Source organism: Streptomyces sp. JLBG701, assembly GCF_058544905.1.
The window spans coordinates 3,289,415-3,307,490 of the sequence record NZ_CM178588.1 but is presented as its reverse complement, the minus strand read 5'-3'; the positions used below and the strand labels follow the sequence as shown (position 1 = coordinate 3,307,490).

At 70.4% G+C, this 18,076-nt stretch carries 15 protein-coding genes; 9 read left to right on the top strand and 6 right to left on the bottom strand.

Going from position 1 to position 18,076, the window contains the following annotated elements; translation table 11 throughout:
- The first annotated feature begins 10 nt into the window (after positions 1–10).
- From AC5DRG_RS15105 to AC5DRG_RS15095, 3 genes are all read left to right on the top strand, one after another.
- Complete coding sequence (locus tag AC5DRG_RS15105; protein WP_491811010.1) at positions 11–1,084, top strand: sialidase family protein; 1,074 nt, start codon at positions 11–13, stop codon at positions 1,082–1,084.
- A 38-nt stretch (positions 1,085–1,122) separates the two neighbouring features.
- Positions 1,123–1,836 (top strand): NADPH-dependent F420 reductase, encoded by a 714-nt coding sequence (npdG, locus tag AC5DRG_RS15100; protein ID WP_491811009.1) that lies wholly within the window; start codon positions 1,123–1,125, stop codon positions 1,834–1,836.
- 69 nt (positions 1,837–1,905) lie between these two features.
- Entirely contained in the window at positions 1,906–2,109 is a 204-nt protein-coding gene (locus AC5DRG_RS15095) for a hypothetical protein (RefSeq protein ID WP_491811008.1), read from the top strand.
- Here the strand turns inward: AC5DRG_RS15095 and AC5DRG_RS15090 are convergent.
- A complete protein-coding gene (locus tag AC5DRG_RS15090; protein ID WP_491811007.1) occupies positions 2,094–2,861 on the bottom strand; it encodes a site-2 protease family protein in 768 nt (255 codons plus the stop codon). The two genes, AC5DRG_RS15095 and AC5DRG_RS15090, sit on opposite strands and share 16 nt — an antisense overlap.
- A gap of 167 nt (positions 2,862–3,028) precedes the next feature.
- Here AC5DRG_RS15090 and AC5DRG_RS15085 point away from each other — a divergent pair, with 167 nt between their 5' ends.
- Complete coding sequence (locus tag AC5DRG_RS15085; protein WP_491811006.1) at positions 3,029–6,322, top strand: ATP-binding protein; 3,294 nt, start codon at positions 3,029–3,031, stop codon at positions 6,320–6,322.
- 24 nt (positions 6,323–6,346) lie between these two features.
- On the opposite strand, the gene AC5DRG_RS15080 is transcribed toward AC5DRG_RS15085, so the two are convergent.
- From AC5DRG_RS15080 to AC5DRG_RS15070, 3 genes are all read right to left on the bottom strand, one after another.
- The gene (locus AC5DRG_RS15080) at positions 6,347–7,174 is read right to left on the bottom strand and encodes an ABC transporter permease (RefSeq protein WP_491811005.1); all 828 of its coding nucleotides are present in this window, start codon (positions 7,172–7,174) and stop codon (positions 6,347–6,349) included.
- Positions 7,171–8,190, bottom strand: coding sequence for an ATP-binding cassette domain-containing protein (locus AC5DRG_RS15075; RefSeq protein WP_491811004.1), 1,020 nt, complete (start codon positions 8,188–8,190; stop codon positions 7,171–7,173). The genes AC5DRG_RS15080 and AC5DRG_RS15075 overlap by 4 nt, the downstream gene beginning before the upstream one ends.
- A 353-nt stretch (positions 8,191–8,543) precedes the next feature.
- Positions 8,544–9,353: an alpha/beta fold hydrolase gene (locus AC5DRG_RS15070; protein ID WP_491811003.1), complete on the bottom strand. Its 810-nt coding sequence runs from the start codon at positions 9,351–9,353 to the stop codon at positions 8,544–8,546.
- Between the two features lie 363 nt (positions 9,354–9,716).
- Between AC5DRG_RS15070 and AC5DRG_RS15065 the strand changes: the two genes are divergently transcribed.
- From AC5DRG_RS15065 to AC5DRG_RS15045, 5 genes are all read left to right on the top strand, one after another.
- On the top strand, positions 9,717–9,971 hold the full coding sequence (locus tag AC5DRG_RS15065; RefSeq protein WP_491811002.1) for an SPASM domain-containing protein: 255 nt from the start codon (positions 9,717–9,719) through the stop codon (positions 9,969–9,971).
- A 58-nt stretch (positions 9,972–10,029) separates the two neighbouring features.
- Entirely contained in the window at positions 10,030–10,665 is a 636-nt protein-coding gene (locus tag AC5DRG_RS15060) for a protein kinase (protein WP_491811001.1), read from the top strand.
- 186 nt (positions 10,666–10,851) lie between these two features.
- Positions 10,852–13,068: an MMPL family transporter gene (locus AC5DRG_RS15055; protein WP_491811000.1), complete on the top strand. Its 2,217-nt coding sequence runs from the start codon at positions 10,852–10,854 to the stop codon at positions 13,066–13,068.
- 116 nt (positions 13,069–13,184) lie between these two features.
- Positions 13,185–14,363: a sensor histidine kinase gene (locus AC5DRG_RS15050; RefSeq protein WP_491810999.1), complete on the top strand. Its 1,179-nt coding sequence runs from the start codon at positions 13,185–13,187 to the stop codon at positions 14,361–14,363.
- A gap of 47 nt (positions 14,364–14,410) precedes the next feature.
- The gene (locus tag AC5DRG_RS15045; protein WP_491810998.1) at positions 14,411–15,103 is read left to right on the top strand and encodes a response regulator transcription factor; all 693 of its coding nucleotides are present in this window, start codon (positions 14,411–14,413) and stop codon (positions 15,101–15,103) included.
- A 67-nt stretch (positions 15,104–15,170) separates the two neighbouring features.
- Here AC5DRG_RS15045 and AC5DRG_RS15040 read toward each other — a convergent pair whose 3' ends face one another.
- The gene (locus AC5DRG_RS15040) at positions 15,171–16,508 is read right to left on the bottom strand and encodes a sialidase family protein (RefSeq protein WP_491810997.1); all 1,338 of its coding nucleotides are present in this window, start codon (positions 16,506–16,508) and stop codon (positions 15,171–15,173) included.
- Positions 16,509–16,746: 238 nt separating this feature from the next.
- Positions 16,747–17,970: an MFS transporter gene (locus AC5DRG_RS15035; protein ID WP_491810996.1), complete on the bottom strand. Its 1,224-nt coding sequence runs from the start codon at positions 17,968–17,970 to the stop codon at positions 16,747–16,749.
- Positions 17,971–18,076: the final 106 nt, after the last annotated feature.

Sequence of the window (18,076 nt, the reverse complement as noted above, 5' to 3'; positions counted from 1 at the left end):
GGTTGTGCGCATGCCAGTAGTCAGTGTTCCCTTCCGCGCCGGCCGTGACGGATACGCGAGTTACCGGATCCCGGCGATCGTCGTCTCCCGCTCCGGCACCCTGCTCGCCTTCTGCGAGGGCCGGGTCAACTCGGCCCGCGATCACGGCCACATCGACATCGTGCTGAAGCGTTCGACGGACGGCGGCCGCACCTGGGGCCCCGTCAAGGCCGTCGCCGACAACGGCACCGGCCTCGCCGGCAACCCCGCCCCCGTCGTCCTCGACACCGGCCGCATTCTTCTCGTCCACTGCCGTTCGGCCGGTTCCTCGACGGAGTCCGAGATTCGGCTCGGTCAGGTGAAGGAAGCCGACGGGCGCCGGGTGTGGGTGCAGCACAGCGACGACGACGGGGTCACCTGGACCGGCCTCAAGGAGATCACCGAGTCGGTGAAGCAGACCGGCTGGCGCTGGTACGCCACCACCCCCGGCCACGCCCTCCAGCTGAGCACCGGCCGGGTCGTCGTCCCCGCCAACCACAGCCAGGCGCCCACCGGCACGGACACCGGCGGCGAGGGCAAGTACAACGGCGGCCACTGCCTGCTCAGCGACGACCACGGCGAGACCTGGTCGATCGGCTACCTCGACGACAACACCGACGGATACATCAACGTCAACGAGACCACCGCCGCCGAACTCCCCGACGGCCGCCTCTACTTCAACACCCGCAACGACTCCCCGGCCCCCGGCAACCGCGCAGACGCCCACTCCAAGGACGGCGGCAAGACCCTCGCCAACCCGTTCCGCCCGCAGGCCTGTCTGGACGGTCCCGTCTGCCAGGGCAGCGTCCTGCAGCTCCGCAAGCCGGACCTGCTGCTCTTCTCCGGCCCCGCGTTCCCGGGCGGCCGCGCCATGATGACCATCCGTGCCTCCGACAACAGCGGCACCACCTGGCAGCCCGTGTACACGGTCGACGGCCTGCCCGCCGCCTACTCCGACCTCGTACAGATCGACGACGACAACATCGGACTCCTCTACGAGACCGGGGACTTCGGAGCGTACGAGCGCATCGTCTTCCGGAGGGTCCCCGTGACGCGGCTCACCTGACCCCGTGACGGCGCCGGGGCGGACGTAAAGTCGGCCCCATGACCTCTACCGACAGTGCACAGACCCCTGCCAAGGCCCCCGCCAAGGACCCCTGGGACCTGCCCGATGTCTCCGGGCTCGTCGTCGGCGTGCTCGGCGGGACCGGGCCGCAGGGCAAGGGCCTCGCCTACCGGCTCGCCAGGGCCGGCCAGAAGGTGATCATCGGCTCGCGTGCCGCCGAGCGCGCCCAGGCCGCCGCCGACGAGCTCGGTCACGGCGTCGAGGGCGCCGACAACGCCGAGACCGCGCGCCGCAGCGACATCGTGATCGTCGCCGTGCCGTGGGACGGCCACGGCAAGACCCTTGAGTCCCTGCGCGAGGAACTGGCCGGCAAGCTCGTCGTCGACTGCGTGAACCCGCTCGGCTTCGACAAGAAGGGCGCCTACGCGCTGAAGCCCGAGGAGGGCAGCGCCGCCGAACAGGCCGCCGCCTTGCTGCCGGACTCCCGGGTCACCGCCGCCTTCCACCATCTGTCGGCCGTTCTGCTCCAGGACCCGGAGATCGACGAGATCGACACCGACGTCATGGTCCTCGGCGAGGAGCGGGCCGATGTCGAGATCACGCAGGCCCTGGCCGGACGTATCCCCGGCATGCGAGGCGTCTTCTCCGGCCGGCTGCGCAATGCCCACCAGGTCGAGTCCCTGGTGGCCAACCTGATCTCCGTGAACCGCCGCTACAAGGCGCACGCGGGGCTGCGCGTCACGGACGTATAGAGCCATGGGCCCCATGGGGGACACTGGTCGTCGCAAGCAAGCAGTGTCCCCCGACAGGAGCCCGTAGCCATGCCCCCCTTGCTCCCACCCGGCCCGGCCCGGCGACTCGCCCTCTACGCGCTCGCCGTCTGTCTCCTCGCCGTCGGCGCGGCGGTCGTCTCCTTCGCGCAGGGCAGCTGGCTGGGGATCGTGTGGGTGCTGCTGGCCGGGCTCTCCTCCAACATGTGCTGGTACTACTTCAAGCGCGGCAAAATCGCCTACCAGAAGCGGTAGAGGCTCCAGCCGTACGAGGCCTCCAGCTCGCTGACCCCGAGGCCGCGCAGGACCGCGTCGACCATGTCGAAGAACGCGCTGTTGACGGTCGGCAGCCACAGCAGCGCGAACACGAACAGCAGCCCGAAGGGGGCGAAGGGCTCCACCTGGCGCTTGAAGCCGGGGGACAGCCAAGGCTCGATGACGCCGTAGCCGTCCAGACCCGGGACCGGCAGGAAGTTCAGGATCGCGGCGGAGACCTGGAGCAGGGCGAGGAAGGCCAGCGCGAAGCGGAACTCAAGCGGCACGCCGTCCAACGCGTCCAGCCAGAACGGCGCCGTGCACACCGCCGCGAACAGCACGTTCGTCAGCGGCCCCGCCGCCGAGATCAGGCTGTGCTTCCAACGGCCCTGGATCCGCCCCCGCTCGATGAAGACCGCGCCACCCGGCAGACCGATCCCGCCCATGATCACGAAGAGCACGGGGAGCACGATGCTCAGCAGTGCATGAGTGTATTTGAGGGGATTGAGAGTCAAGTACCCTTTTGCGCCGACTGAGATGTCCCCGCTGTGCAGGGCCGTACGGGCATGCGCGTACTCGTGCAGACAGAGCGAGACGATCCACGCCGCAGTCACGAACAGGAACACGGCGACGCCCGGCTGCTCGGCGAAGCCGGTCCACGTGGCCCAGCCGGTCACCGCGGTGACGGCCAGGATCCCGAGGAAGACGGGACTGATCCGCCGGTCACTGCGGCGGGTGGTGGCGGTGGTCATGGGGCTCCCCGGACTCTCGTTCACGCACTGGGACTGCCCGACGGTACCGGGCCTACGCCGAAAACGTCTCGCGGACCCTGTGGGGTTCCGTGCGAGGGTGGGTCCGCGCCCGCACTCCGCGCCGCGCCGCCTGATCCCCGTGACCGGCCCCGACGTCACCAGAGACAATGGACCCCGTGCGCTATCGCATCCTCGGCACCACCCAGGCACTCCGCTCCGACGGCACGCCCGTCCCGGTCGGCGGGGCGCGGCTGCGCGCTCTGTTGACGGTGCTGGCCCTGCGGCCCGGCCGGACCGTGCCGGCGAGCCTCCTCGTCGACGAGGTGTGGGACGGCGACCCGCCCGCGGACGCGCCGGGCGCGCTGCAGGCGCTGGTGGGGCGGTTGCGCCGGGCCCTCGGCGCGGACACGATCGCTTCCGTGGAGGGCGGCTACCGGCTCGCCGCCGCGCCCGACGACATCGACCTGCACCGTTTCGAGCGGCTCGCGGGCGAGGGCACGCGCGCGCTCGCCGACGGCGACCCCGCCAAGGCGGCAGTCGTCCTCGACGACGCCCTCGCCCTGTGGCACGGCCCGGCCCTCGCCGACCTCCCCGACCGCACCGCAGAGGCGGCCCGCTGGGAGACCCGCCACCTGGACGCCCGCCGCGCCCGCCTCACCGCCGCCCTCGCCCTCGGCCAGACCGAACAGGCGCTGCCGGACCTGACCGCCCTGTGCGACACCCACCCCCTCGACGAACCCCTCCAGGCCCTACGGCTGCGCGCCCTGCGCGACGCGGGCCGCACCGCCGAAGCGCTGGCCGCCTACGAGGACGTACGACAACTCCTCGCGGACCGGCTCGGATCGGACCCGGGGCCCGAACTTCGGGCGCTGCACGGGGAGTTGCTGAGCCCCGACCCGATACCCGCGGTCGTACAGCCGGAGCCGGCGACGCCCGCCGAGGCGCCCGCCCCGCTGCCGCCGGGCAACCTCCGCGCCCGGCTCACCTCCTTCGTCGGGCGGGCCGCCGACATCGAGACCATCCGCGGTGATATCGCCGCCGCCCGGCTCGTCACGCTGCTCGGGCCCGGCGGGGCCGGGAAGACACGGCTGTCGCAGGAGGCCGCCGAGACCGTGCGGTACGCGGCCCGGGACGGGGTCTGGCTGGCCGAGCTCGCACCCGTCGACGACCCCGCCGCCGTACCGGAGGCCGTGCTCACCGCCGTCGGCGCCCGCGAGACCGTGCTGTACGGCGCCGGCGCCGAGGAGATGCGGGCCGTCCAGGAGCGGCACGACGAACCCCTGACCCGCCTCGCCGAGCACTGCGGCAGACGCCGCATGCTGCTCATCCTCGACAACTGCGAGCACGTCGTCGAGGCCGCCGCCCGGCTGGTGGAGCATCTGCTGGAGCGCTGCCCGGGGCTGACGGTGCTCGCCACCAGCCGCGAACCCCTCGGCGTACCGGGGGAGTTGCTGCGGCCGGTGGAGCCACTGCCCGAGCCGTTCGCGCTACGGCTGCTCGCGGACCGGGGGGCCGCGGCCAAGGCCGGTTTCCGCGTCGAGGACGACGCGGAGGCCGCCGCCGAGATCTGCCGGCGGCTCGACGGAATGCCCCTTGCCATCGAGCTAGCCGCCGCCCGGCTACGGATGTTGACGCCACGTCAGATAGCCGACCGGCTCGACGACCGCTTCCGGCTACTCACCTCCGGCAGCCGTACCGTCCTGCCCCGCCAGCAGACCCTGCGCGCCGTCGTCGACTGGTCCTGGGACCTGCTCGACGAGGACGAACGGGACGTACTGTGCCGCCTGTCGGTCTTCGCGGGCGGCTGCGACCTCGCCGCCGCCGAGGCCGTGTGCGGGCCCGCCGCCCTCGAGGCGCTCGGCTCCCTCGTCGACAAGTCCCTTGTCGTCGCCGCCCCTTCGGGCGACGGCGAGATGCGCTACCGGCTCCTGGAGACCGTCGCCGAGTACGCGGGCGAGCGCCTCGACGAGACCGGCGGACGCGGCACAGCCGAGCGCGCCCACCTCACCTACTTCCGCGAACTCGCCCGCACCACCGACCCGTTGCTGCGCGGCCCCGGCCAACTCGCCGCCATCCAGCGGTTCGAGCGCGAGTACGAGAACCTCCGCACCGCCCTGCGGCACGCCGTCGCCGACCGCGACGAGCAGGAGTCGATGTGCCTGGCCCTCTCGCTGGGCTGGTACTGGCAGATGCGCGACCTGCGCATCGAGGCCCGCAACTGGCTCCGCGAGATCATGCCACTCGGCCCCGCCCCCTTCACCACCCCCGCACGCCCCGCCGCTCCGGTGTGGGAGCGCTGCACGGCCACCCCGCCCCCGTGGAGCGGTGAACTCCTCGAAGAGGCCCGGCGCGGCATCCATCTCTCTCATCTCGCGTGCATGGACACGGAGTTGGACTCCTGGCAGAACCCGGTGGCCCAGGAGAAGCTGCGCTCCATCGCCACGACCTACGAGCCCGGCCTCCCGCAGACCTGCCGCAGCCCCGGAATATTCTGGTTCTTCGCCGTGATGCTCACCGGCGAGGTGGGCGACCTGCGCACGGTCATGGACGCCTCCGTCGCCACCTGCCGCGGTACGCCGGGCTACGAGTGGGAGCTCGCCGCCAGCCTCCAGCTGCGCGCGAACATCCTGGCCAACCGCACCGACTGGGCCGGAGACGCGGCCCGCGACGCCGACGAGTCGCTGGAGATCTTCCGGCGCCTGGGCGACGCCTGGGGCACGGCGGACGCGCTCTCCGCCCGCGCCGAGGCCCGCGAGCGCAGCGGCGACTACCTCGGCTCCGCCGCCGACTACGAGACGGCCATTGAACACGCCGAACGGCTCGGCGCCCACGCCCACAAGGCGGTGCTCCGGGCCCGGCTCGGCAGCGCGCTCCTGGAGGCGGGGCAAACCCAACGCGGCGAACGCCTGCTGCGCGAGGTGATCGCCGAGCAGACCGGCGGGCACAGCGAGGCCATGCCCGCCGCCCGGCTCTTCCTCGCGAGCTGGCTCGGCATGACCGGCCGGATCCCGGAGGCCCGCGAGCACATCCGGCGGCTGCGCGAGGAGTTCTCCATCGCCCACTTCGTCGTCTTCGACGCCTTCATCCTGGGGTCGGAGGCCTGGCTGGAGGCGGCCGACGGACGCTACGAGGAGTGTCTGGACAAGTCCCGGCAGGCGTTGGAACGGGGCGCGGACACGCTCTCCCAGGCCATCGCACCGAGCATGCGCTCCATGTATCTGACCGTCGCCGCGATCGCCCTCGCCGGTGTCGACGGCGGTCGCCGCGCCCGCGACGCCGCCCGCTGCCTCGGCGCCGCCGACGCGGCACTGCCGCCCCGCCACTTCGCCTCGTCCCTGGAACGCCATGCGCACGAGCGGGCCGAGACCCGGACCCGGGCCGCCCTCGGTGACGAGGCGTACGAGGCCGCGTACGCGGAAGGCGGCGGCCTCTCCGTGGAGGAGGCCGCCGCCCTGGTCTGACGCGGACCGAACCGATCCGGGCCGTCAGGCCTTGGTGCGGAACTTGTGGATCGCGATCGGCGCCATCACCGCGGTGAGGGCCACCGACCAGGCGAGCGTCACCATCAGGTCGTGGGCGACCGGGCCGCCCACCATCAGTCCGCGCGCCGCGTCCGCGAGCGCGGACAGCGGGTTGTAGTCGGTGAAGTTCTGCAGCCAGCCCGGCATCGAGGTGGTCGGCGCGAAGATCGACGAGCCGAACTGCAGCGGCATCAGCACCAGGAAGCCCATCGCCTGCACGGACTGCGCGCTCTTCATGACCACACCGAGGGTGAGGAACACCCACATCAGGGCCGACCCGAAGATCGTGGACAGTCCCACGGAGGCCAGCAGACCGGGCCAGTTGGTGATGTGGAAGCCGACCAGGACACCCACGACCATCAGCACGGCGGTCGCGAACAGCATCCGCATCAGCTCCACCGCGATCTTCGCGAACAGCACGGAGCCGCGGCCGATCGGCAGGGACCGGAAACGGTCCATGACACCGCTGTTGAAGTCCGTGTTGAAGCCGGTGCCGACGCCCTGGGCCATGTTCATGCCCATCATGGCCATCAGCCCGGGGACGACGTACTGCACGTACGCCTCCTGCCCGCCGCCCAGCGACTGGCCGATGGAGCCGCCGAAGACGAACACGAACAGCAGGGTGAAGATGACCGGGAACAGGATGGCGTCGAACATCGACTCCGGGTCCTGCCGGATCCACAGCAGGTTGCGGCGGATCAGCGCACCGGTGTGGCGCAGATGCCCGCGCAGCGAGATACGGGCGTCGCCGACCGAGGCCGAGGCCGGGACAGGAATGGTGGCGGCGCTCATACGGCGACCTCCTCGCGTGCGTCGGTGGGTACGGCGTCCTGCGGCGCGCTGGCGCGGTGGCCGGTGAGCGACAGGAACACCTCGTCCAGGCTGGGCAGTTCGGTGGTGATCGAGGCGATCGTGATGCCGCGCGCGACGACCGCGCCGGTCACGGCGGTGAGCTGCTCGTCGCTCAGGATCGGGACCAGGACACTGCCGCTCTCGGAGTCCACGGTCGTGGTGGCGAGGCCGGTGATGCCGAGCTCGTCGAGGTCTCGGGCGAGCGGGCGGAGCTCCAGCGGGTCCGCCGGGCGGATCCGCAGGGCGCGGCCGCCGACCTTCGCCTTCAGCTCCTCGATCCCGCCGTTCGCGATGACCTTGCCGCGGTCCACGACGGTCAGTTCGGAGGCGAGCTGCTCGGCCTCCTCCATGTACTGGGTGGTCAGCAGCACGGTCACCCCGTCACCGACCATGGCCTTGACCTCGGTCCACACCTCGTTACGGGTACGGGGGTCGAGCCCGGTGGTCGGCTCGTCGAGGAACAGGACGGCAGGCCGCCCGATCATCGATGCGGCGAGGTCGAGCCGCCGCCGCATACCGCCGGAGTACGTGGAGGTCGGCCGCTTCGCCGCGTCGGTCAGCGAGAACCGCTCCAGCAGCTCGTCGGCCCGTGCGCGGGCCTCCTTACGGGGCAGGTCGAGGAGCCGCCCGATCATGTAGAGGTTCTCCCAACCAGGGAGCTTCTCGTCGACGGAGGCGTACTGCCCGGTGAGCCCGATCACCCGGCGCAGCTGCCGGGGCTGCCGTACGACGTCGTAGCCGGCGACGGTCGCCTGCCCGGCGTCGGGGGCGAGAAGGGTGGACAGAATCCGCACGAGGGTGGTCTTCCCGGCCCCGTTCGGCCCGAGCACACCCATCACGGTGCCCTCACGCACGTCCAGGTCGACGCCGTCCAGCGCCTTGGTCTCGCCGTAGTGCTTGACCAGCCCCCGCACGGTGACAGCCGTGTTGCTGGGTTTGTTGTCGATTCGCGTCATGCCGAAGACAGTGCCAGGGCCCACCGACAAACCACCGACATCCCGCCTACAGCCACCTACAGCCCGCCTACAGGCGCTGCGACCGCCCTTGGGGGCCATGACAGCCCCGCACTCGGCAGGCCGCCACCAACCTGGCCTAGTACGTCGATTCCCCAACGCAAGGAGCGCGCCGGCATCCGCAGCGGGCAGGGCATCCGCTGGGGCGGGCGCCGCCTCGCACAGGCGGCCTGACCGGGACATCCGGCAATCAGGCTCAACCGGCGGGGACCGTCTCGCGCAGGAAGCCGGTCAGCAGGTCCGTCACTGCGGCAGGCCGCTCCAGACTGAAGAAGGGCACGCACGCTGTCGGGCGGTCAGGCCGGACCGTTGACCGCGGTGGTCGCCGCCGGGGAGCGCCGTATGGGAAGCATCGTGGGGATTGGATCATTGGCGAGGAAGTCGAGAATGATCCGGTTGACCTCTCCGGGTTTCTCCATCAGCAGCGCGTGAGACGTGCCGGGCACTACGGCCAACTCGGATCCGGGGATTGCGCGATACAGGGCAATCGTGTGTTCGAGCGTGATCAGGTCGTCGTCCCCGACCAGGACGAGCGTGGGTGCGGTGATGCGAGTCAGGTCCTCGGTGGGGATGGTCGGCTCGGTGCGAAACATGTCGACCAACTTGCCTACGACGACCGGCCAGTGGGCGGCGCCGTCAGGCGACCCGGCTTCGTACGCCTCTCGGAACATGGTCAGGTCGGGGGCATCGGGCGTCAGCTGATCGAGCATCTCCGGCGCCGCGCCGCTCTGTGGATTCGGGAGGGAGTTGGCACCCATGGCCACAACCTTTCGGACCAGGTCGGGACGGGCGATGGCGACGAGCAGGGCGATGACCCCGCCGTCGCTCCATCCGACGAGGTGAACGGGATCGTCGACAACCGACTCGATGAAGGCGATGGTGTCCTCGGCCATGTCCCGGTACGAAAGCGGCCCGTCGACGTCGGGCGTGTGCCCATGCCCGCGGCGCTCGGGGAGGAGCACTCGAAATCGCGCCGCGAAATCGGCGCGCTGAGCCCCCCACGTCTCGTTCGTGCAGAGGCCGCCATGGAGGAGAACCAACGGGTCACCGGCACCTTCGGTCTCGTACCACGTCCTGACGCCGGGGAGCTCCACATAGTCGCCCATCGCTCCAGGCCCTTCTGGGGTACCGCCGCTCAATATCAGTCTGCACCGCCAGCTGGATGACCTGCAATGCGAGTGGTGACCAACGGTGACCGCACCCGTCTCCGCACCCGCCCCGACCAACAAGGTCACGATCGCCGACCGCCTCACTCACGGGGCGAACCCCTCAACCCGGCGAACCTTCGCGGTCAGAGCACCAGCCGTAAGACGAGCCCCCGCACGCTTCATGGTGCGGGGGCTCGTCTTACGTTATCCGTCGTTTACACGCGCCCGCGGTTAGGCCGCAGCCTTGGAGGAGAGTCGCGCGTAGTCGTCGAGGAACTCCCCCCACGTCGCGCACGCGGCTTCGAGGTGCCCAATCTCAAGTTGCCTCTGGGCGCAGCGATCAGCCCGTCGGGCGACGTCTCCCCCTGCGTCTTCTCGGGGTGGCTGAGCATCGGAAACGTCAAGGAAACCCCGCTGGCCGAACTACTCGGCGGCCCCGCCATGGCGCGAACCAACGCGTCCATTCGGGCCGCGCGCGGCCTCGGCTCGCCCGGTAGCTTCGGTGCCTGCACACCCGACACCGACGACGAGTGCAGCCCCGGAAAGCCGGGTAGTGAGTGCACCCCGAAGAACTGAAGGACGCATGAGTAACTCCCTTCCCGCATCCGAGATTCGGGCCCTGATCCATCCGTACGTGGGCGACGTGACCAGCGTTGAGCGGACCGCGCGCGGATTCAGTTCCGATGTCACGGCCCTGGTCGACAGCGAGAAGGGAGCGTTCTTCATAAAGGCCGTCCGAAACCGGCCCGGTGGGCGGTTCGACTCGATCACGCGCGAGATGCTGATCAATCCGTTTGTCCGCCCCCTCTCCCCAGCCCTGCGTTGGTATGCGGAAGACGAACACTGGGTGGCTCTGGACTGGCCGGAGACCCGATGGGACCGGTTCGCTCGGAACCAGGACGAAGCCGAGCTGTTCAAGGGTGACGCGCTGCTTCACACCGACGTCAACCCGAGTAACTTCCTGATCGGCGTCCGGGACATGTGGGTCGTGGATTGGGCATGGCCGACTCGGGGAGCGGCGTTCATCGATCCGGCCATGTTCGTCGTTCAGCTGGTGGCCGCCGGACACAGCCCCGAGTCCGCCGAGTCGTGGGCGTCCCGTAGTCCGTCATGGACGAACGGGGACCCGAGGGCGGTCGACGCGTTCGCCGCGGCCTTCGTGCGTATGTACCGGGCGTTCGCCGCCCGGAAGCCTGAAGCGTCCTGGCTCGGGGCCATGGCCGAGGCCGCTCGGTCTTGGGCCGATCACCGTGGCGTGATGGTGGCCTGAGGCCGCTCCGCTCCCTGCCAGCCGTACAGTGCGCCGGCTTTCCACCCACACGGCCTGGTACTGCCAGTTCAGGAGGCCGGTACTGCCGTTTCAGTAGCCGAAGTGTCGGCGGGAGCAGGGAGACGGGCGCGGTCGTGGCGGAGAGCCTGGGGAGGTTCCCGAATCAGATGTGGAGACCTCCGTCCCATGGCCGCTCTTCTCTACCGACTGGGCCGTACGGCCTTTCGACGACGCTGGCTGGTGACCGCCCTGTGGGTGGTCGTGCTGGGCGCCGTCGGGTTCGCCTCGACCAAGGCGCCCGCGCCTCCCGATGACACCGCTTCGATGAACGGCATCGAGGCGCAGCGTGCCTATGACCTGCTGCAGCAGCGTTTCCCGGGCACCTCCGACAATGCCGACACCGCATCGGCCAGAATTGTCTTCGTCGCCCCGGCGGGACAGAAGGTCACCGCCTCCGACAACCGCGCCACGATCGAGAAGCTGGTCGATGAGGCCGGCGAGGGCGGTCAGGTCGAGGCCGCGGTCGGCCCCTTCCAGGCGGGCGCGGTCAACAAGAGCGGTTCCACCGCGTACGCGATCGTCACCTACAAGGCGAAGTCCAAGGACATCACCGACTCCACCAAGCAGCACCTGCAGGCGGCGGTGGATGACGCCCGCGAGGCGGGGCTGACCGTGGACGTCGGCGGTCCGGTGCTGGCCGCCGAGGCCGCGGCCGGCGGTTCGAGTGAGGCGATCGGTATCGGCATCGCCGCGCTGGTGCTGCTGGTGACCTTCGGTTCCATGGCGGCTGCCGGACTGCCGCTGCTGACGGCCGTCCTGGGGGTCGGCATCAGCATGGTGTCGATCATGGCGCTCGGCAGCACGTTCGGGCTGTCCACGACGAGCAGCAGCCTGGCGTCGATGCTGGGCCTGGCGGTCGGTATCGACTACGCGCTCTTCGTCGTGTCCCGGTACCGCGAGGAACGGGCCAAGGACCGCACCCCGCAGGAGGCCGCCGGCCTGGCCGTCGGAACCGCGGGCTCGGCGGTGGTGTTCGCCGGGCTCACGGTCGTGATCGCGTTGGCGGGGCTCTCCGTGGTCGGCGTTCCGACGCTGACGAAGATGGGGCTGTCCGCGGCCGGGGCCGTCGTGATCGCCGTCCTGGTCGCGCTGACCCTCGTACCCGCGCTGCTGGGCCTGTTCCCCAACGCCGTTCTGTCCCGCCGGATCAGGAAAGGCAAGGACAAGCGCGGCGGTACGACGACGAACGCCGGAACCCGGTGGGCTCGGTTTGTGCTGCGCCGTCCGGTGCCGGTGCTGCTCGCCTCGGTCGCGGTGCTGGGGGCGCTTGCCCTGCCGGCGATGGACATGCAGCTGGGCATGCCCGGGGACGAGTCGAAGTCGACCGCGACCACGGAACGGCGGGCCTACGACGAGCTCGCCGAGGGGTTCGGTCCGGGCTTCAACGGTCCGCTGACCGTCGTAGTGGACGCGAAGGGTGTGAAGGATCCGAAGGCTGCGCTCTCCACCATCCGGGAGAAGATCGCCGACACCGCGGGAGTCGTGTCCGTCTCGACCGCGACCTTTAACTCGGCCGGTGACACAGCCCTGTTCACCGCCACTCCCTCCACCGCGCCCACCAGTGAGGAGACCAAGGACCTGGTGCGGGCGATCCGCGCCGAGCGTGACGGTCTGCGGTCCGAAACCGGTGCGACGTTCCTGGTCTCCGGCACCACGGCGGTCAACATCGACGTCGCGCAGAAGATGCAGAGCGCGCTCGTCCCCTATCTCGCGGTCGTGGTGGGGCTGGCCTTCCTGCTGCTGCTCGTGATCTTCCGCTCCGTGCTCGTGCCGCTCAAGGCCGCCGTCGGGTTCCTGCTTTCCGTGCTCGCCGCCCTCGGCGCGGTCGTGGCCGTCTTCCAGTGGGGCTGGGCGGCCGATCTCATCGGTCTGCAGCAGACCGGACCGATCATGAGCACCATGCCGATCATCATGGTGGGCATCGTCTTCGGCCTGGCCATGGACTACGAGGTGTTCCTGGTCTCCCGGATGCGGGAGGCGTACGTCCACGGGGAGCGGCCCGCCGATTCCGTGGTCAGCGGGTTCAGGCACAGCGCCCGTGTCGTGGTGGCAGCCGCACTGATCATGATCGCCGTCTTCTCCGGGTTCGTCGGGGCCGGACTGGCCATGATCAAGATGATCGGTTTCAGCCTGGCCGTGGCCGTGCTGTTCGATGCCTTCCTGGTCCGGATGGTCTTCGTCCCGGCGGTGTTGGCCCTGCTCGGGCAGAAGGCCTGGTGGCTGCCGAAGTGGCTCGACCGGCGCTTGCCCCACGTGGACATCGAGGGTGAGGCTCTCACCGACGAGCGGTCGGGCACGCGGGAGCCGGTCTCCGGCAAGGCGCCGGCCTCGGCGCTGAACTGAGCCGGCCCTTCCGTGCGCGGCCTGTGGGGCTTCCCGTGGTGTCACGGGAAGCCCCACAGGTGTCGCCGCGCGGTGTGACCGATCATGGACGAGACACCCCCCGACCGGAGCACGTGATGACCAGCCGCTGGCAGGACTACGCGCAGAACCATCCCCATACCGTCGACGCGGTGCTCATCGGCGTGCTGTGCGTGCTGTCCGGGCCGGTGGCCCTCTACAGCAGCGACAGCTATACCGAGGGACTGGGCTGGTGGTCGGCCCTGCCGCTGGCCGTCGTGGCCTCCTTCGCCCTGCTGTGGCGCCGCACCCGTCCCCGGACCGTGCTCATGGTGACGGCGGTGTGCGCCGGCGCGGCCGGCGGACTCGGCTACCTGCTCACCCCCATGCTGCTGGCGCCGGTCATCGCGGCCCTGTACGAGCTGGCCGCGCAGATGCCGCGCGGGACCGCCTACGGGTGGTGCCTCGCCATGACGGCGGTGATTGTGCTGCCGGTGGTCCTCGGTGACCGCTACGGCCACCCCTGGCCCCTGGCGGTCGTCAATCCGATCGTGTGTCTGCTGCTGCCGGTGGCGCTGGGGACGGCGGCGCAGACCAGGCGCGCCTATCTCGAAGCGGTCAAGGCGCGCGCCGAGTACGCCGAACGCAGCCGTGAGGACGAGGCCCGTCACCGCGTCGCCGAAGAGCGTGTGCGGATCGCACGCGAGCTGCACGACGTCGTCGCCCACCACCTGGCGCTCGCCAACGCGCAGGCCGGCACCGCCACCTTCCTCGCGCAGACCAGCCCGCACAAAGTCGCCCCCATGGTCGCCCAGCTCGCCTCCACCACCTCCGCGGCACTGCGCGAGCTCAAGGCGGCGGTCGGACTTCTGCGCCGGCCGGAGGACCCCGACTCGCCTACGGAGCCGACCCCCGGCCTGCTCCAACTGCCCGCCCTCGTCGACTCCTTCGCCGCGGCCGGCCTGGGTGTCGAGGTCGTCGTCGACGGTGAACCACAGCAGCTGTCACCCGGAGTGGACCTGACCGCGTACCGGATCGTGCAGGAGGCCCTCTCCAATGTCACCAAGCACGCGCCGCGAAGCACCGCACAGGTCAGGCTGGCCTACGGCCGCGACAGGCTGACCGTCACCATCACCAACGAGCCCTCACTCCGCGAACCGGCCCCGGCCGGTCCCGGCGACGGGTTCGGCCTGATCGGCATGCGCGAACGCGCTCACTCCGCCGGCGGGCGCTTCGACGCCGGCCGACGGCCCGACGGCGGTTTCACCGTGACCACCGAACTGCCGATCCTCCACTGACTGTTGAGACCGACTGTCGAGACCGACTGCTGAGAAGGCAGACCTCCATGACCATCCGCATCCTGCTCGCCGACGACCAAGAGCTCCTGCGCACCACCTTCCGGATCCTCATCGAGGAGAATCCCGACATGGAGGTGGTCGGCGAGGCTTCAGACGGAGCGCAGGCCGTCTCCCTCACCCGTATCCACCGCCCCGACATCGTCCTGATGGACATCCGCATGCCCGGCACCGACGGCCTCGCCGCCACCACCGCCATCTGCCGGGACCCGAACCTCGCCGACACCCGCGTACTCATCCTCACCACCTTCGAGACCGACGAATATGTCGCCCGGGCGCTACGAGCCGGGGCCAGCGGCTTCCTCGGCAAGGACGTCTCCGCGTACACCCTGCTGGACGGCATCCGCACGGTCGCCTCCGGCGAGGCCCTTCTGTCTCCCACCGCCACCCGGACCCTCATCACCCGCTTCCTCACCACAGCCGACCCTCAGTCGGCCCCGCCGCCGGAACTGACCGCACTCACCACCCGGGAACGCGAAGTGATGGCGCTGGCCGCGGAAGGCAAGGCGAACGCGGAGATCGCCGACCATCTCGTCCTCAGCCCCCTGACCGTCCGCACCCACATCCAGCGGGCGATGAACAAACTCGGCGCCCGCGACCGCGCCCAACTCGTCGTGATCGCCTACCAGAGCGGCCTCGTACATCCCCGGCCCCGGACGGACGGCACCACCGACGACCGGTGACGACGATGGTCCGCCGAGGCGCCTCGGCGGACCATCGTCATGCGTAGGAGTGCTGTCAGTGGCTGCGTCAGTTCGTCGCCTTCGAGGCGGTGCGCTTCTTGTACAGCTTCAGCGGCACCCGGCTGATGACGGAGTCGAGGGAGGAGTTGTTCCGTCCGTCGGCCCAGGTGACGTACGCGTAGCCGTCGGCGAGGGTGATCCCCGACCAGCGGTCACCGGGAGGGCCCATCTCGCCGACCGGTTCGGTCACGTGGTTGACCTGCACCGGGGCGCTGAACGAGCGGCCGTGGTCGAACGAGACGACCGAGAACGCGTCGCCCGTGGTGGTCCGCCACATGGCACCCAGGTCACCATTGGCGCCGAAGTCGATCGCCGGACGCTGGGCGTTGGGGGTGGCGATCGTCGTCGGGCCGGTCCAGGTCTTGCCGGCGTCCGGAGTGATGTACACCTCCAGGGTGTTGGAGTCCCTGGGCACCATGACGGCGAACCGGCCTCGGTGGGAGGGATCGGCGGCCAGCCACGGGACGGGGTCGGCCGCCGCACCCCGTGCCGGAGTCGGCACCATCGAACCGGTGCCTGCCGCGACGGGCGATCCCTGCCCGTCGTTCACCGTCGTGTTCGTCCATGTCCTGCCGTCGTCGCGGCTGACGTGGAAGTTCACCGGCTTGCCCGCTTCCTGGGAGGCGGAGACGAGGATTCCGCCGTACACGGCGATCTCACGACCCGGATAGCCGCACACCAGCGGGATGCCCGGCGCCACCTGGATGCACGGCATCGGGCCCGGGATCACCCGTGAGTCGCTGCTGAACGTCTTTCCGCCATCGGCGCTGACGGAAACCGCGCTCGGGTACTCCCACACCGCCCCGGCGACGGCGTAGACCTTGCCGGTCGCGGCGTCCACCCGCATCTTCGGGGCACCCCCGAGCAGCAGCGGCGTGGACACCGGGTCGGTCCAAGTCCGGCCGCCGTCCGTGGACTTCGCGACCTGGTTGTGGTTGAGCAGGTTCGCCTCCAGGCCCGAGCTGACCTGGTTGTTGTCCACGTACACGGTGCCCTTCGCGTCGAACTGCACGCTCGGCTCACCGCACTTGGGCGCCGCGTCGCCCAGCGGCCACGCCACCCGGGTCCAGGTGTTGCCCCTGTCGTCGGAGTAGGCGAGGAAACACCCGCCGTCGACCGGTTCCAGGCCCGGCGACGGCGGGAAGATCGTCGAGACGAACACCAGGTTCTTCGGGTTCCTCGGGTTGACGGCGACCGTCGGCTGTCCCTCTTTGGTGGCCGGCATGTTGGTGACATCGACCTCGTGAACGGCCGCATGGCCGCCCGCGTCCCGCGATGCCGCCACCGCGCCGGGCGAGGCGCACAGCAGGAACAGCGCGGAGAATGCCGCGGAACTTAACTTCATGGACGAACTGCTGAACAGCACCATGTCGGTCCTTAGCTTTCACGTCTGGCAGAACGGGATTGCCCTGTGTGTCTGCTGGAGCCATCAGAGAATGGCAGGACCTCAGGAGGGTCGGCGTCGTGCAGATGCAGGCCGGTGAGTACTGCTCTGGCAAGCCGCGGAACGGGGCATCTCCTGCCACAGCAATATTGACGTGCCCACCGCACTCGGCTCGGCGTCCCCCCGTAGGGGCACCCCGTCAGTGGTGCACCGCCTCCGAAACCTCCGGCACATGCCCCGCGACAAGCCGTTCCCGGCCGCCCGTAGGAGCAACCCGCCGCCGGTCCACCACCGCGGCCACCCCCGCAACCCCCAGCCCGAGCACCGCCAGCGCCGCGCCCGCGAGCGCCGGAGACGTCACGCCGAAGCCCGCCGCCAGAGCGAGACCGCCGATCCACGCGCCGCCCGCATTCGCCAGGTTGAACGCGGCCTGGTTCGCAGAGGACGCCAGTGACGGGGCCGAGGACGCCTTCTCCATGACCATCAGGAGCAGGGGCGAGCTGGTGACGAAGGCCGCCGTGCCCAGCAGGACGACCGCCAGGGGCGCGCTCCACGCCGTGCTCATCAGGACCGGGAAGAGCGCCAGGACCGCCGTAAGAGAGACCAGCCCGCCGAACAGCGTGCCCCGCATCGAGCGGTCGGCCAGCCGTCCGCCCAGCAGGTTGCCGGCCGTCGCGCCGACGCCGAACAGCGCAAGGAGCAGCGTCACGCTGGAGTCGGCGTACCCGGCGGAGTCGGTGAGCATCGGCGTGATGTAGCTGTACGCGGCGAACAGCGCGCCGAAGCCCGCGACCGTCGTACCGAGGGCCAGCCAGACCGGGAGGGAGCGCAGGGCGGCCAGTTCGCCGCGCAGGCCCGCCGAGGGGGCCGCGTGGGCGTGGTCGCGGGGGATCAGCAGCGTCAGCGCCGTGATCGCGGCCAGGCCGATCACGCTGACGCCGAGGAACGTGGCCCGCCAGCCCAGCTGCTGGCCCATGAGGGTCGCGACCGGGACGCCCACGATGTTGGCGACGGTGAGGCCGAGGAACATCAGGGAGACGGAGCGGGCCTTGCGCTCGGGGGCGACCAGGTTGGTGGCGACGACCGCGCCCACGCCGAAGAACGCGCCGTGCGGCAGCCCGCTGAGGAAGCGGGCGGCGAGCAGCCAGTCGTAGGAAGGAGCGAGCGCGGAGAACGCGTTGCCCGCGACGAAGAGGACCATCAGGCCGATCAGGACCGTGCGGCGGGACATGCGCGCGGTGACGGCGGCGAGCAGCGGGGCGCCGATGACGACGCCGAGCGCGTACGCCGAGACGAGGTGGCCGGCGGTGGGGATCGAGATGTTCAGGTCGTCCGCGACGTCGGGCAGCAGTCCCATCATCACGAACTCGGTGGTACCAATGCCGAAGGCGCCCACGGCGAGGGCGAGCAGGGCCAGAGGCATGGAGGGCCTTTCAGAGGTTCAGGGGGAGTTCCGTACATCTTATGTTCAGGTACGGAACAAAGCCTCTCAGGCCAAGTATTCCAGCAGGTTAAAACGGGGTTGCCCT